This window comes from Sphingobium sp. TomTYG65 (genome assembly GCF_055395525.1).
The window spans coordinates 290,821-303,074 of the sequence record NZ_AP027332.1; the positions used below are offsets into that span (position 1 = coordinate 290,821).

The following is a 12,254-nucleotide window of genomic DNA, read 5'->3' on the forward strand; positions in this document are numbered from 1 at the left end:
GAGGGCGCATCGCTGTTCGAAAAGCGAAATCCCTACCGCGCCCACCTCTTTTCGAAATCCCACACCTCCTGAAAGCCGATGAGGCCGCAAAATTCCTTGAAGTTGAACATCGGCATGTCAGCGGGCTCTCCGTCACCTTGCGTCTTCAACCGTGTGAACGCCTGTTCGATGGCGGAGGCGGCGATCAGGCTGGAAAGGGATGGGTAGATGGCGAAGGCATAGCCGATGTCACTCAGCACATCGCCCTTCAGGATGGGGGTCGAGCCGCCATTCGCCATGTTAGCCATGACCGGCTTATCGAAGGTGGCGCAGGCGGTGCGCATCTCCTCCTCGCTCTCCATCGCTTCGGGGAAGAGGATGTCGGCCCCCGCCTTTGAATAGGCTTCCAGCCGGCGAAGCACCGCGTCCATGCCCTCTGACTGACGCGCGTCGGTGCGGGCGATGATCAGCATATTGTCGCGGGCTTCGGCGGCGACCTTGATCTTCTCGACCATGTCCTCGATCGGGATGACGCGCCGGCCGGGGGTGTGGCCGCATTTCTTCGGGAATTCCTGATCCTCGATCTGGATCGCCGACACGCCGGCCGCTTCATAGCCGCGCACCGTATGCTGGACGTTGAGCAGCCCGCCAAAGCCGGTGTCAGCGTCGGCGATCAGCGCGGCCTTGCTGGTCTTGAGGATCGTCGCATGCCGATCCAGCATCTGCGTGTAGGTGACGAGGCCCGCGTCCGGCATGCCATAGGCCGAGGCGGTCAGCCAATAGCCGGTGCCATAGACGATGTCGAACCCTACCCGGTCGGCGATCACCGCCGTGATCATGTCGTGAATGCCGGGCACAACGAAGAAGTCCTTGCTGGCGAGCTTGTCTCGCAGGCGGGTGTCGGCCATCATGCTATTTCCTTTTGGTCCAGAGCCAGGGGGCGGCGCGCTGTTGCGCCGCTTCGAAGGCGTTGATCTCCGCGCCGTGCAGGGCGAGAATGCGGGTGGTGTCGTTCCAGCCCTTCAGCAAGGCCTCGCGTCGGTCATCGGCGACGTCGAAGGGGATGGGGGGGCGATCGCCCGCGTTGATCTGGCGCGTTTCCAGATCAACGGTGATGATGCCGCCTGCTTCGGCATGGGCGCGCAGCATATCGACCGTCGCTGTGTCGAGCCGGATCGGCAACAGGCCATTGCGGAAGCAGTTGGAATAGAAGATTTCGCCGAAGCTCTCGGCGATGATGACCCGGATGCCCAGGTCGCCGATCGCCCAGGGTGCCTGCTCCCGGCTGGACCCGCAGCCGAAATTCGGCCCGGCGATCAGGATCGGGCGATGTTCGCCGCCGCCGAAGGGGAAATCCGGCTCGCCGCGTCGATCGACAAAGGCATAGGCTCCCAGCCCCTTCTTCTCGGTGATGAGCAGGAAGCGGGCGGGGTAGATGATGTCGGTATCGACGTCCGCATCGGGCAGCGACGCGGCCCGGCCCTCGACTCTGGTCAGCGCCCTCATGCCAGCGCCTTTCGGACGTCGACGATGCGGCCGGCCAGGGCGGCGGCGGCGACCATGGCAGGGCTCATCAGGTGGGTGCGCGCGCCGGCGCCCTGCCGCCCTTCGAAATTGCGGTTGGAGGTGGAGGCGCAGCGCGCGCCTGCCGGAAGTCGGTCATTGTTCATCGCGACGCAGAGCGAACAGCCCGGCTCGCGCCATTCGAACCCCGCGTCGAGGAATAGCCGGTCCAGCCCCTCCGCCTCCGCCTGCATCTTGACGTGCATGGAGCCGGGCACGACCAAGGCGCGCACGCCATCTGCGACATGCCTCCCGCGAATGACGGCGGCGGCATCGCGCAAATCCTCGATGCGGCCGTTGGTGCAGCTTCCGATGAAGGCATGATCGATAGCAAGCCCCTCGATCGCGTCGCCGGGGTGCACGTCCATGTAGCGCATGGGCTTGGCCAGCTTCTCCCCACCCGGTAGATGGGTGTCGATGGGCACTACCTGGTCGGGGCTGGTGCCGAAGGTGACCTGCGGCGCGATCATGTCGGCGGCGATGACGATCTCTTTGTCGAAAGCCGCGTCGGGATCGCTGGAGAGGGTGCGCCAATAGGCGAGCGCCGCGTCCCAATCGGCGCCCTTCGGCGCGCGCGGGCGGGATTGCACATAGGCGAAGGTCTTTTCATCCGGCGCGACGAGGCCCGTGCGCGATCCTGCCTCGATCGCCATGTTGCACAGGGTCATGCGGCCTTCCATCGACAGGGATTCGACCGCCGGTCCGGCAAATTCGGTGGCGTAGCCCGCGCCGCCCGAGGCGCCCACCGCGCCAATGAAGGACAGGGCCATGTCCTTGGCGGTGACGCCGGGCTGGAGTTGGCCGGTGAAGGTTACGCGCATCGTTTTCGCCTTCGCCTGCCACAGCGTCTGGGTCGCCATGACCGTGCCGCATTCCGACGCGCCCACGCCGAAGGCCAGCGCGCCGAACGCGCCGTGGGTCGAGGTGTGGCTGTCGCCGCAGACCAAAGTCATGCCGGGCAGGGTGAAGCCTTGCTCTGGCCCGACGACATGCACGATGCCCTGGTCTTGGCCGTCTAGCTTCAGATATTCGATCCCGAACTCGGCGCAGTTGCGTTCTAGCAGCGCGATCTGCGCGGCGGCCTGCGGGTCCTCGATGCCCTTTGCCCGGTCGTGGGTCGGGACGCTATGGTCAGCGACTGCAAGCTGGGTTTCCGGGCGGCGCACCGTCAGCCCATCCTCGCGCATCGCCTCGAACGACTGCGGCGTACTGACTTCGTGCAGCAGGTGGCGGTCGATGTAGAGCAGCGCCTTGCCCTCGGCCTCCGTGACCACATGCACGTCCCACAGCTTCTCGTACAAAGTCCGAGTCATGACGGCTCAGGCGAGCTGGTCGGCGGCAGCGGCGGCGATCTCCGCGCCGGTGGCGAAGCTGTGGCCGGGCCGGCCGGCGAGCCACTGGAGCAAGCCGTCAAACTCCGCCATGCGATAAGGCAGGCCGGTGATATAGGGAGTGACGTTGAGCGGCAGCATCCGCCCGCCGTGGCACTCCGCCTCGCCGCTCAGCCAGGCGAAGGCGTCCTGCACCTGCTCGCAATAGCTCGCCATGCTCTGCTGTTGCACGGTCAGGATCTGCCGGTCCGACAATTCGTGGTTCAGCGGTAGGTTGAGGATCGGGCCGCCGGGCGTCGTCATCCGGTAGGGCAGATCGTCATTCACCCAGTCGCACATATAGGTCAGCCCAGCGTCCGCGAGCAGCGAGGGCGTGTTGAACGATTGCGACCGCGCGATGGAGAGCCAGCCCGACGGGCGGGCGCCCGCGACCTTCTCGATCCCGTCGAGGGTTGCGGCGATCATCGCGCGCTCCTCTTCCTCTGGCACACCGGTGGCGATGGCGGCGTTCATGTCCGTCGCATGGGCGATGATTTCATGCCCCGCCGACACGATGTCCTTGATGAGCGTGGGATAGCGCCCGGCAATGACGCTGTTGGCGGCAATGCTCGCCTTTGCTCCCACTTTATCCAGCGCATCGAGGAGGCGGTAGATGCCGACGCGGTTGCCATAGTCACGCGACGTATAGTGGCGATAGTCGGGATAGGCGGTCGCCATATGCCCCGGCGCGCGGAACGGCTTGTCATTGGGGGTGATCGGGAACCATTCTAGGTCGATCACGATCCAGCTCAGCACGTGTCTGCCGCCCGGCCACGCCAGCAGCTTGCGCTCGAAGATGTTGGACCAGGGATAGAGGTCGTGATCCATTCCCTCGCGGCGCTTGGGATAGGTCAGATAGCTGGGGTCGAGCGTCATGCCGCGCCTCCTGCCGCGCTGGCGGCGAGTTCGGGATAGTGGGCGGAATAATGGTCGGCGATGTCGCCGCTCCGCGTGATCCAAGCCCGGCCGTCGGCGGCGATGTGGCGCAGCACCTCCTCGAACGGGCCGATGCGGTGCGGCTGGCCGATCAGATAGCTGTGCAGGGGGATGCACATTACGGTGCCGTTTGCCGCGCCCTCCGCCGCAAGCCGCTCATATTGGCGGATCAGGGTCTGCGCATATTCGCGCGGGCTCATATTATAGATGAAGAAGCCGTAATGATCATTCACTTCCAGGCTGTAGGGCATGGAAATGAGGCGGCCCGACTTCGTCCTGACCGGCATCGGCTGGTCATCATGATAGAGGTCGCAGGTGTAGCTCATGCCATATTCGGCGATCAGGTCGAGCGTCCGGGTCGTGTGGGTAAGGGCGGGGGCGAGCCAGCCCTTGATCGTCTGCCCGGTGGCGTCGCGGACGGTCCGAATCGAATCCTCGATGATCGCGCGTTCCTGCGCCTCATCCATGCCGTAGCTGTAGCGGGTGTTGTAGATGCCGTGGCTGAAAAACTCCCAGCCAAGATCATTGGCGTGGGCGACCACCTCCGGCACATGCTGGCACAGAGCGACGGAGAGAGACACCGAACCCTTGAACCCGTGCTTTTCCATCACATCGGCCATGCGCCAGTGGCCGACCCGGTTGGCATAGTCGCGATGGCTGTAGCCGACCACGTCGGGATGCGGCTTGGGCCAGCTCTTGCGGTGTGGGTTGGCGGGCGGGTCCAGCTCGTAAAATTCGAGATTGGGAGAGACCCAGACCGCGACCGTCTTGCCGTCCGGCCACTCGATGCGCGGCCGGCCGCGATAGGGAAGATAGTCGTAAAGACCCGGATCGCTTTCGCCCTCGCGCATCACTGCGCCTCCAGCCAGTCGATGACGGTCTGCACCGGTTCGACATCCGCATATTTGATCGCAAGATCGGTGAGGTTCGCGAAATGGAAGCTCTCATGCTTGTCAGCGCAGGTTTCAATCGGGACGATCGTGCGATAGCCGCGGGAGAGCGCATCGACAGCCGTGGCGCGGACGCATCCCGAAGTCGATCCGCCGGTAACGACCACTGTGTCGACACCATGATAGACGAGCAGCGACTGGAGCGGCGTCTCGAAAAAGGCGGACGGCATGCGCTTGGTATAAACCATGTCCTTGGGATCGATTTCGCAGCGATCGTCGAACTCATAGCGGCGGCTGCCATATTTGATGTTCTGGAGCGAATCGGGGGTGTTGGTCCGCGTTCCCCATATGCCGCAATCGGACCCGTCCTCCGCATAGGCGACATGAGTCCAGATGACGGGCATACCCTTGGCGCGGGCAAGCGATGAAATGCTATTGATATATTCAATCTGTCGCGGGTCGGTTTCGTAGGCGGTCTTGAACTCGTCGATACAGGTATAGGCCTTTTGCGGATCGACGTTCACGATGGCGAGCTTACGGCCGAAACCGAACTTGGCTCGTTCCGGATTCGCCATGACTTCCTCGAACAGCTGTCGAGCGGTTTTGTTCTCTTCGACCATTTTTGTTCCGACCAGTGTCACGCGACTGCTCCTTCCTTGTTTGCGCTCTTTTGCGTGGCGGGCGTAAATCCCAGCGGCAGCCCGGCGAGCGGGGTGAATCCGTAAAGCGGCTCATTGCTCAGCGCCTGCTGCACAGTGTCGCGGAGGGCGAACAGCAGGTCGAGCTCGATGCCGGTGCTGACGCCCATCGATTCGAACATAAAGACCAGATCTTCCGTCACGATATTGCCGCTCGCGCCAGGGGCGAAGGGGCATCCGCCCAGACCGCCCAGCGAACTGTCGAAGGTGGTGAGGCCCGTCTCAAAGGCCGCGAGCGCGTTGGCGAGTCCCAAGCCGCGCGTATTGTGCAGGTGGATGCCCGTCAGCGCCTCCCTGCCGACCGCTGACCAGATCGCCTGGATCATCTGCCTGACCGAGCGCGGGTTGGCATAGCCGGTTGTGTCGGCAAGGCCCACCTCATCGCAGCCCGCCGCCATCAATGCCTCGGCCAGTTCGACCACTTTCGCCTGCGGGACTTCGCCTTCGATCGTGCAGCCGAAAGCGGTGGAGAGGCTACCTTCGAAATGAGGCCGCTCGCCTTCCGGCAGCTCTCGAATCATGCCGGCGATGATGCGGGCGTCCTCGATCACCTGCGCGTGGCTGCGCCGCAAATTGGCGAGGCTGTGCGACTCGCTGCACGACAGGGGTAGCGTGATCTTGTGCGCACCGGCGGCCAAAGCGTCGGCCGCCCCGCGCGCATTGGGCACCAGCGCGGCGATCGTAAGGCCCGGAACGCTAGTCCCATATTCAACGATCGCGGCTGTATCGGCGAGCTGGGGAAGGAGCTTCGCGGGAACGAAGCTGCCTACTTCGATTTCGGTGATTCCGGCAGCTACGGCAGCGTCGATCCAGCGCTTTTTCGCCGTCGTCGGCATGATTTGCGAGATGCTTTGCAAGCCGTCCCTTGGACCGACTTCACTGATCAGAACGTCCATCATCGCATTCCTGCCTTGATCTCATTTGTATTGTGTATATATCAATTAAATCTCCGATGTCGAGACCACGGGAGCGAGCTTTTGGGGCAGTATATGGAAAATCTTCCCCTTGAGGGGCTGCGGGTGGTGGAGTTCAGCCACATGGTCATGGGACCATCCACGGGGGCTATCCTCGCGGATCTGGGCGCAGATGTCGTCAAGGTGGAGCCGCTTGGCGGTGACCAGACTCGCCGCCTGCTGGGTTCCGGTTCGGGCTATTTCCCGATGTTCAACCGCAACAAGCGCAGCATCTGCATTGACCTCAAAAGTGCAGCAGGGCTTGGGACGGCGAAGCGACTGGCGAACGGCGCTGACGTTCTGATCGAGAATTTTCGCCCCGGCGCCCTTGCCAAGCTGGGATTAGGGCCGGAGGCATTCGAGGACAGCAATCCAGGCCTCGTCTATTATAGCGCCAAGGGATTCCTTTCGGGCCCCTATGAGAAGCGGGCATCTCTCGACGAGGTGGCGCAGATGATGGGTGGCCTTGCCTATATGACCGGGCCAGCCGGCCGTCCGCTGCGCGCGGGCGCTTCGGTGATCGACATCACCGGAGGCATGTTCGGCGTGATCGGCATCCTCGCAGCGCTGCACCGCCGGGACAGGGATGGCAAGGGCGCGACGGTGCGCTCCTCCCTCTACGAAACCACGGCCTATATGGTGGGCCAGCACATGGCGCAGATGGCGGTCACCGGCCACGCCGCCCGCCCAATGCCGGAGCGCATCTCTGCCTGGGCCATTTACGATGTGTTCGAGACGGCCAGGGAAGGCGAACTGCTGTTCGTCGGCGTGGTGAGCGACGGACAATGGCAAAGCTTCACCAAGGCGTTCGACCTTGGCCCGGTCGGCAGCGACCCTGCCTATGCGAAGAATAACGACCGCGTGCTGGCGCGCGACGTCATCGTGCCGATCGTCCGCGACATCATGGCGCGACACACGCGCGCTGAGTTGCTGGAAAAGCTGGAGGCGGCGGGGGTCGCGTTCGCGCCGATCACGCGGCCCGAAGACCTGTTCGACGACTTGCACCTCAACGCCAACGGGTCGCTGGTCGAGCTGACGCTGAACGACGGCCGCGCGGTGAAGCTGCCGACAACGCCGGTCGAACTGGACGGCGAGTTGCCCGGTGTTCGCCACGACTTGCCCCGGCCGGGCGAGGATAGCGAGCAGATATTGAAGGAGTTCGGCTTCGGTGACGCGGAAATCGCGGCGCTGATCGGATCGAATGCTGTTGCGGCGGCGAGTGGGGCTGCCAGCTGACATGGAAGAAAATGCCGCCATCATGAGAAGGAAGGCCGATGGCGCCGGGCGAACACTCGCCGGCGCGATTTGGGACATGCATGTCGTCGCGGACCTTACCGGCGGCAGCGACCTGCTCGCAATCGACCGCCTGCTGCTGCACGAACGCACCGGCGGCGTCGCGCTCAAGAGTCTGGACGAGGCGGGGCGGCAGGTGCTCGCCCCGAAGCAGGTGTTCGCGACGATGGACCATATCGTCGACACCTTTCCGGGACGCACCGACCGGACACTCATGCCGACCGGCACTGCCTTCCTTACCACGATGCGGGAGGGCGCACACCGCCATGGCATCACCTTGTTCGACCTCAACGATCCCCGGCAGGGCATCGTTCATGTCATCTCGCCGGAGCAGGGTATCGTCTTGCCTGGCGTCACGCTGGTATGTCCCGACAGCCATACCTGCACCCAAGGGGCGTTCGGCGCGCTGGCTTGGGGTATCGGTTCGACCGAAGCGGAACATGCGCTGGCCACCATGACCTTGCGGGTCAGCCGCCCACTCGACATGCGCATCACCATTGACGGGCTGCTCGCGCCCGGCGTCACCGCCAAGGACCTGGCGCTCCACATCATCGGCCGGCTCGGTTCCGGCGGCGCGAAGGGGCATGTGGTGGAGTTCGCCGGATCGGCCGTTCGCGCGCTCGACATGGAAGCGCGCATGACCCTGTGCAACATGGCGACCGAGCTGGCTGCCTTCGGGGCGATCATCGCGCCCGATGAGACGACATTTGCCTATCTGAAGGGGCGGCCCTATGCCCCGGCCGGCGCGCTATGGGATGCGGCCATGGCGGACTGGCAGGGGCTGAAGACCGCTGAGGATGCGGAGTTCGCCGTCAAGCATCGTTTCGATGCGGGCGACCTCGTGCCCATGATCAGCTGGGGGACGAGTCCGCAGCATGTGACGTCGGTGGACGGCGCGGTGCCGGATTTTGCGGCGCTCGCCGGAACGGTGGGCCGCGCCGATTATGATCGTGCGCTCGCCTATATGGACCTGGCGCCGGGCACGAAGCTGATCGGATTGCCGATCGACGCTGCCTTCATCGGCTCCTGCACCAACAGCCGGGTGTCGGACCTGCGCCGCGCTGCCGCGATCGTCGCAGGCCGCAAGGTCGCGCCCGGAGTAAAGGCGATCTGCGTCCCCGGATCGACCCAGGTGAAGGCTGGAGCGGAGGCCGAGGGGCTCGACCGGATATTCACCGAGGCGGGCTTCGAGTGGCGCGAGGCTGGCTGTTCCATGTGCTTTTTCGCGGGCGGGGAGAGCTTCGGTCCGCAGCAGCGCGTGATCAGCTCCACCAATCGCAATTTCGAAAGCCGGCAGGGGCCGGGCACGCGCACGCATCTCGCATCGCCCGAGACAGTGGCCGCATCGGCGCTGGCTGGCTGCATCGCCGATCCGCGCGGCGTGGGGGAAGCGGCATGACCCCCCTTCTTTCCATCGATGCCGTCGCGGTCCCGCTGTTGCGCGACAATGTGGACACGGATGCGATCATCCCCTCGCGCGAGATGAAGACCGTTTCCAAGTCCGGCCTATCCGACGGGCTGTTCGCAGGCTGGCGCTACGTCGCCACGACGAGTCGCGAGCCTGATCCGGATTTCATTCTCAACGATCCTCGCTATCGGCAAGCGCAAATCCTGATCTCGGGCGCGAATTTCGGCTGCGGGTCCAGTCGTGAGCATGCCGTCTGGGCGCTGGCCGAATATGGGTTCCGCGTGGTGATCGCGCCTTCTTTCAGCCCGATCTTTCGCGCGAACTGCATCCGCAACAGCATCGCGCCCGTGACGCTGGCGCAAGAGGCGGTGGATGTCCTCGCTGCAGGCGCGGCAAGCGGCGAGAGGGTCCTGGTCGACCTGCAATCCATGACGGTGCGCCAGGGCGATAGGGAGTGGCGCTTCGATCTGGATGACGAAGCGCGGACCATGCTGATGGAGGGGCTGGATATGATCCAGCTAACGCTAAAGCGGGAGGCGGAAATCTCCGCGTTCCGTGAGCGGAACGCTGCTCGCCGGCCGTGGGTCTATTTCAAAAAATGAAACTTCAGGCGCGTGAATGTGCTTGCTATTGTATTAATACTATACCAAATGACATGGAATAGAGGGAAGGGCATCGCGCATGACGCTTCTGAAATGTGCGACTCATATCGTCGCTGATGTTGATGCCGCCGTGGAGCGTTATTCGCGATGGCTCGACTATAAGGTGGTCGAGGACATTTCGGTGCCCGCCGACCTTGCGGAAGCGTGGGGCGCGCCCGCCAGCGCCGGCCGCCGCGCGGTGGTGATGCAGCCCACCTCGGGAAGCCCGGTCTTTCTCCGCTTCATCGAGGGGGATGAGGTTCCCGGCTATCTGCCCATCCGCACCTATGGCTGGGCCGCGACCGAAATCTGCGTCGACGATGTCGAGGCCGTCAATGCGCGGATGATCGAGTCCAAGGTTTTCGACGTCATTGGTCCGCCCAAGCCGCTCGACGGCTTCCCCAATGTGAAGCCGATGCAGGTGCGCGGACCGGACAAGGAGACGGTTTACCTTACCGAAATCCGCGTGGATGACCCGTCCAGCGGGCTTCCCAAGCCGCGATCGCTGATCGACCGGCCCTTCATCATGGTGCTGGCTTGCCCAAACCTTCGCGCCACGATGGCGTGGATAGCGGACGTTTTGGGGCTGGAGGTGAGCGGGCCGGTAGCCATCCGATATTCGATGATCTCGCTGGCGTTCAGCCTGCCCGAGGACTCCAGGCACGAACTGGTGACGATCAAGTGGAAGGGGCAGGTCTTCCTGGAGGCCGACCAATATCCTGAAGGCACGACGAAGCGGCCGGCGCATCCCGGCGCGCTGCCGCCCGGCGTGGCGATCGTGTCGATGATGCATCCCGATTTTGCGCGGCTGGAGGGGCATTGGGCTTCGCCGCCTGTCGTGCGGCAGGGACCGCTCTACGGCGGGGCCCGCGTGGGCGTGTTGCGGACGCCCGAGGGCGCGCTGCTCGAAGTGATTGAAGGCGACGCGCTCGCCTGGGGTGAGTGACCGCGCCCGTCGCGCTGGAACAAGGGAACAAACATGACCGATGCCATCAAAGTCAGGCGGGGATTTGTCGACCTGCCGCACGGCCAGATTCACTATCGCGAGGCGGGATCGGGCGATCCGATCCTGGCGCTGCACGCGTCGCCGGGCAGTTCGCGCCAACTCGTCGGCCTGATCCGCGATCTGGCCGGCGGCGCGCGGGTGATCGCGCCCGATACGGCCGGCAATGGCGACAGTGAGGCGCTGTTCAACCGCGAGCCGGTGATCCCGGAACTGGCCGAAGCCGTGCTCCGCTTCCTCGATGTTATGAAGTTGGAGAAGGTTCGGCTCTACGGCTCCCACACCGGCGCGGCGGTCGCGGCGGAGCTTGCCATCCTTGCGCCCGATCGAATCAGCCGGGTCGTTCTTGACGGGGTGAGCTGGCTGACACCCGAGGAGCTGGACGACATCCTCGCCAACTATGCCTTTCCGTTCGAGCCCGATCAGCAGGGAGCCTATCTGACCCGGCTGTTCCAGTTCTGCCGCGATCAATATCTCTTCTACCCCTGGTACAGGCGGACGCGCAGCGCGCGTCGCGACGGCGGCATGGGCAACGCAGCCGATCTGCACGCCTGGGCGCTCGAGGTGATGAAGGCGAATGAGACCTATCATCTGAACTATCGCGCGGCGTTCAAGTGGGACGGGCGCGGCCGATTGCCGCTGCTGTCGGTGCCGGCGCTGCTCATGGCTGCTGAGACCGATCCGCTGCTCGAGAGTACGCGGGAGTTGACGGACCTCGTGCGCGACGGGCGCTTCGCTGCGCTGCCCCGTTCCGACGCCGCCGATTTCGGGGAGCGCCGCAAGGCAGCGATCGAAGGCTTCTTCGCGCAAGCGCCAGCGGCGGCTTGAGAGGAATAGGCCCGTGGACATCAGCACTGCGCTGCTCACCTTTCTGCACATTCTGATTCCGATCTATTGGCTCGGCGGGGATCTCGGGGCTTTCTACGGATCGACCTTCATGACCGATCCGAAGCGCTCCATCGCCGAGCGCATGATGGCGCTCAAGATCCTCAACAATATCGACATGGCGCCGCGCACCGCGCTTATCCTCGCTTTCCCGACCGGGCTGGCCTTGGCTTGGGCGAAGGGCTGGGTGCAGATCCCCGGCGAATGGGTCGCGCTTGCTGCGGTGGCCTGCCTTGCGTGGCTTGGGCTGGCCTGGAAGGTGCACCTCGACCATGGCGGTGGTGGCGGAGCCAAGCGACTGGACATCTGGATTCGATACGCCGTGCTCGTCGGCCTGGCCGTCGCCGGCATAGCTGGGCTCAAGGGCGCCATCGCCGTTCCCCTTTTCATCAGTATCAAGCTCTGCATCCTTGCAGCCTGCATCGCGCTTGGCCTGCTGGTGAGGCGAGCGCTCGTGCCGCTGTTCGGCGCCATTCGCACTATGGCTACCACGGGTCCGACGCCGGAGACCGACGCGACCATTGTCCAGGTCAATGAAGGCGCGCGCGTCCTGGTTCTGATGATTTGGGCGCTGGTGCTGGCCGCCAGCTTTCTCGGCATCGCAACGCCGGTCTGATTTCAAGCTTAAGGAGAGT

13 protein-coding genes are annotated in these 12,254 nt (G+C 64.2%); 6 read left to right on the forward strand and 7 right to left on the reverse strand.

Annotated elements, in window-relative coordinates:
• Positions 1–32 precede the first annotated feature (32 nt).
• From ACZ5Y5_RS20940 to ACZ5Y5_RS20970, 7 genes are read right to left on the reverse strand one after another with little or no spacing between them, the layout of a single operon-like run.
• A complete protein-coding gene (locus ACZ5Y5_RS20940) occupies positions 33–887 on the reverse strand; it encodes an isocitrate lyase/PEP mutase family protein (RefSeq protein ID WP_464811746.1) in 855 nt (284 codons plus the stop codon).
• 4 nt (positions 888–891) lie between these two features.
• A complete protein-coding gene (leuD, locus tag ACZ5Y5_RS20945) occupies positions 892–1,485 on the reverse strand; it encodes a 3-isopropylmalate dehydratase small subunit (protein WP_464811747.1) in 594 nt (197 codons plus the stop codon).
• Entirely contained in the window at positions 1,482–2,855 is a 1,374-nt protein-coding gene (leuC, locus tag ACZ5Y5_RS20950; RefSeq protein ID WP_464811748.1) for a 3-isopropylmalate dehydratase large subunit, read from the reverse strand. The genes leuD (ACZ5Y5_RS20945) and leuC overlap by 4 nt, the downstream gene beginning before the upstream one ends.
• A gap of 6 nt (positions 2,856–2,861) precedes the next feature.
• Complete coding sequence (locus ACZ5Y5_RS20955; protein ID WP_464811749.1) at positions 2,862–3,788, reverse strand: polysaccharide deacetylase family protein; 927 nt, start codon at positions 3,786–3,788, stop codon at positions 2,862–2,864.
• Positions 3,785–4,699 carry a polysaccharide deacetylase family protein gene (locus ACZ5Y5_RS20960; RefSeq protein WP_464811750.1) on the reverse strand — a complete coding sequence of 305 codons (915 nt, stop codon included), beginning with the start codon at positions 4,697–4,699 and terminating at the stop codon, positions 3,785–3,787. The genes ACZ5Y5_RS20955 and ACZ5Y5_RS20960 overlap by 4 nt, the downstream gene beginning before the upstream one ends.
• Positions 4,699–5,379 (reverse strand): isochorismatase family protein, encoded by a 681-nt coding sequence (locus ACZ5Y5_RS20965; RefSeq protein ID WP_173276901.1) that lies wholly within the window; start codon positions 5,377–5,379, stop codon positions 4,699–4,701. The genes ACZ5Y5_RS20960 and ACZ5Y5_RS20965 overlap by 1 nt, the downstream gene beginning before the upstream one ends.
• Positions 5,376–6,332 (reverse strand): hydroxymethylglutaryl-CoA lyase, encoded by a 957-nt coding sequence (locus ACZ5Y5_RS20970; RefSeq protein WP_464811751.1) that lies wholly within the window; start codon positions 6,330–6,332, stop codon positions 5,376–5,378. The genes ACZ5Y5_RS20965 and ACZ5Y5_RS20970 overlap by 4 nt, the downstream gene beginning before the upstream one ends.
• Before the next feature lie 93 nt (positions 6,333–6,425).
• Between ACZ5Y5_RS20970 and ACZ5Y5_RS20975 the strand changes: the two genes are divergently transcribed.
• The 6 genes from ACZ5Y5_RS20975 to ACZ5Y5_RS21000 all read left to right on the forward strand — a co-directional run bounded on the left by ACZ5Y5_RS20975 (position 6,426) and on the right by ACZ5Y5_RS21000 (position 12,235).
• Positions 6,426–7,625, forward strand: coding sequence for a CaiB/BaiF CoA transferase family protein (locus tag ACZ5Y5_RS20975; RefSeq protein ID WP_464811752.1), 1,200 nt, complete (start codon positions 6,426–6,428; stop codon positions 7,623–7,625).
• 22 nt (positions 7,626–7,647) lie between these two features.
• Positions 7,648–9,081 (forward strand): 3-isopropylmalate dehydratase large subunit, encoded by a 1,434-nt coding sequence (locus tag ACZ5Y5_RS20980; RefSeq protein WP_464811753.1) that lies wholly within the window; start codon positions 7,648–7,650, stop codon positions 9,079–9,081.
• Positions 9,078–9,692, forward strand: a complete 615-nt coding sequence (gene leuD / locus ACZ5Y5_RS20985) for a 3-isopropylmalate dehydratase small subunit (protein ID WP_464811754.1) — start codon at positions 9,078–9,080, stop codon at positions 9,690–9,692. The genes ACZ5Y5_RS20980 and leuD (ACZ5Y5_RS20985) overlap by 4 nt, the downstream gene beginning before the upstream one ends.
• Positions 9,693–9,771: 79 nt before the next feature.
• On the forward strand, positions 9,772–10,677 hold the full coding sequence (locus ACZ5Y5_RS20990) for a VOC family protein (RefSeq protein ID WP_464811755.1): 906 nt from the start codon (positions 9,772–9,774) through the stop codon (positions 10,675–10,677).
• A gap of 33 nt (positions 10,678–10,710) precedes the next feature.
• A complete protein-coding gene (locus tag ACZ5Y5_RS20995) occupies positions 10,711–11,562 on the forward strand; it encodes an alpha/beta fold hydrolase (protein WP_464811756.1) in 852 nt (283 codons plus the stop codon).
• Positions 11,563–11,575: 13 nt separating this feature from the next.
• Positions 11,576–12,235: a hypothetical protein gene (locus ACZ5Y5_RS21000; protein WP_464811757.1), complete on the forward strand. Its 660-nt coding sequence runs from the start codon at positions 11,576–11,578 to the stop codon at positions 12,233–12,235.
• The last annotated feature ends 19 nt before the right edge of the window (positions 12,236–12,254 follow it).

Coding starts and splice junctions, on each gene's coding strand:
- ACZ5Y5_RS20940 (WP_464811746.1), bottom strand. CDS start 887: ATGGCCGACACCCGCCTGCGAGACAAGCTCGCCAGCAAGGACTTCTTC.
- leuD (WP_464811747.1), bottom strand. CDS start 1,485: ATGAGGGCGCTGACCAGAGTCGAGGGCCGGGCCGCGTCGCTGCCCGAT.
- leuC (WP_464811748.1), bottom strand. CDS start 2,855: ATGACTCGGACTTTGTACGAGAAGCTGTGGGACGTGCATGTGGTCACG.
- ACZ5Y5_RS20955 (WP_464811749.1), bottom strand. CDS start 3,788: ATGACGCTCGACCCCAGCTATCTGACCTATCCCAAGCGCCGCGAGGGA.
- ACZ5Y5_RS20960 (WP_464811750.1), bottom strand. CDS start 4,699: ATGCGCGAGGGCGAAAGCGATCCGGGTCTTTACGACTATCTTCCCTAT.
- ACZ5Y5_RS20970 (WP_464811751.1), bottom strand. CDS start 6,332: ATGGACGTTCTGATCAGTGAAGTCGGTCCAAGGGACGGCTTGCAAAGC.
- ACZ5Y5_RS20975 (WP_464811752.1), top strand. CDS start 6,426: ATGGAAAATCTTCCCCTTGAGGGGCTGCGGGTGGTGGAGTTCAGCCAC.
- ACZ5Y5_RS20980 (WP_464811753.1), top strand. CDS start 7,648: ATGAGAAGGAAGGCCGATGGCGCCGGGCGAACACTCGCCGGCGCGATT.
- leuD (WP_464811754.1), top strand. CDS start 9,078: ATGACCCCCCTTCTTTCCATCGATGCCGTCGCGGTCCCGCTGTTGCGC.
- ACZ5Y5_RS20990 (WP_464811755.1), top strand. CDS start 9,772: ATGACGCTTCTGAAATGTGCGACTCATATCGTCGCTGATGTTGATGCC.
- ACZ5Y5_RS20995 (WP_464811756.1), top strand. CDS start 10,711: ATGACCGATGCCATCAAAGTCAGGCGGGGATTTGTCGACCTGCCGCAC.